General features: G+C 62.6%; 1 protein-coding gene. It reads right to left on the bottom strand.

Features of this window, described 5'->3' with window-relative positions; translation table 11 throughout:
- Positions 1 to 110 precede the first annotated feature (110 nt).
- Positions 111 to 1,550, bottom strand: a complete 1,440-nt coding sequence (locus D2T30_RS22815; RefSeq protein ID WP_128210648.1) for an IS1182 family transposase — start codon at positions 1,548 to 1,550, stop codon at positions 111 to 113.
- Positions 1,551 to 1,613 lie beyond the last annotated feature (63 nt).

Below are 1,613 nucleotides of genomic sequence, written 5' to 3'. Positions count from 1 at the left end.
GGGCTTAGGCTGTGTGGAAACTCATCGCAGATGCCCTTTCACACTGTTTGGAGGATGTGGATGATCAGCTGCGGGGCGGATTTCTGCAGGACGCGGTTTGACCCCCTCTTTCAGGCCCTCACTGCCTCCATCATGCCGCGGATCCCGATCAGCGCCACCATCCGCTTGATGTTGTAGGCGAGGACGTTCAGCGCAATCTCGGTCCTCACATTCCTCAGCCTTCGGGTAAGGAAGTGGGTGGTGCCCATCCAGGCCTTGATGGTGCCGAAGGGATGTTCGACCGTGCTGCGGCGGATCGTCATCGGCTCAGTTGGTCCGATCAGCCTGGCCCGTGCCGCCTCGATCAGATGCTCGTGCGCCCACCGGGTGATCCGGCGCTCCTTGCCGGTTGTGCAGCGGGCCTTCATGGGGCATCCGCCGCACTCCCCGGTCCAGTAGCGACGTAGTTCCAGCCCGTCCTCCTCGGTGGTGTAGCGGTAGGTCAACGCCTCTCCGGCCGGGCAGCGGTAGATGTCCGCTTCGGCATCGAAGGCGAAGTCGGGCTTCACATACATGCCCTTGATCCGGTTGCCTGATGTCTCGGGGCGCGGGATCGTGGTGGTGATGCCCGCCTCGTCGCAGGTCAGGATCTGCCGCCCGCTGAAGTAGCCCTTGTCGGCCAGCACGTGCATCGTGTCACGATAAAGCGCCTCCTGCGCGGCCAAAGCCATCGGCACCAGCAGATCGCGATCATGGCCCTGATTGGTGACATCATGCGCGACGATCAGATGCGTTTCGGTATCGACGGCAGTCTGGACGTTGTAGCCAACCATGCCGCTGTTGCGGGCGCTGGTCGCCATAGCGCGGGCATCGGGATCGGTCAGGGATATCTGTCCGTCCGGCGCATCGGCCAGCGCCCGATCCATCGCTTGCAGATGCTGGATGTGCTGCCGGACCCGCCCGTAACGCTTGGCCAGGTGCGCGACCTTCTCGGCTCGGACCTCGCCTTCTTCTTGTCGATCAACGCGGACCATCTCGGCGATGTAGCGCTCGACGTCCGCCTCCAGATGGGCGATGCGGTTCGCGATCTTGCCCTTGGTGAAGTTTCGGTCACGGGAGTTCACCGCCCGGAACTTGCTACCGTCGATGGCAATGCACCCGCCCTTCAGCACACCGATGCGGCGGCACAGTTCCACAAACTGGGCGCAGGTGCGGCGGATGCCGGGCCCATTGTCGCGGCGGAAGTCGGCGATGGTCTTGTGATCGGGAGCGAGGCGGCCGGTCAGCCACATCAGTTCGACATTCCGCCCCGCCTCCCGTTCCAACCTGCGGCTCGACGGAATGCGGTTCAGATAGCCGTAAATGAACAGCTTGAGCATAACAGCAGGATGGTAGCCGGGGCGGCCCGTGCGTGCGGCTGCTGAGCGCACGAAACCAAGGACCGCCAGATCCACCTCATCTACAAAGAGATCGACCACCCGAACCAGATGATCCTCATGGATCCAGTCCTCAAGGCGATCAGGAAAAAGAACTGTCTGCCCCCGCGCAACGCCTTCGATGAAACCCGACATCTCGATCCCCCGCAGCCATTACAAACTCTACCATAGAGCGGAGTTTCCACACAGCCTCGGCTC

It is taken from the genome of Paenirhodobacter populi, assembly GCF_004022215.1.
Lineage (GTDB): Bacteria > Pseudomonadota > Alphaproteobacteria > Rhodobacterales > Rhodobacteraceae > Rhodobacter > Rhodobacter populi.
The sequence above is the reverse complement of the archived record's forward strand: the minus strand, read 5'-3'. Positions and strand labels throughout refer to the sequence as shown.

Bases quoted from the DNA above. Each gene is read 5' to 3' on its own strand.
- D2T30_RS22815 (WP_128210648.1), bottom strand. From the start codon at position 1,550: ATGTCGGGTTTCATCGAAGGCGTTGCGCGGGGGCAGACAGTTCTTTTT.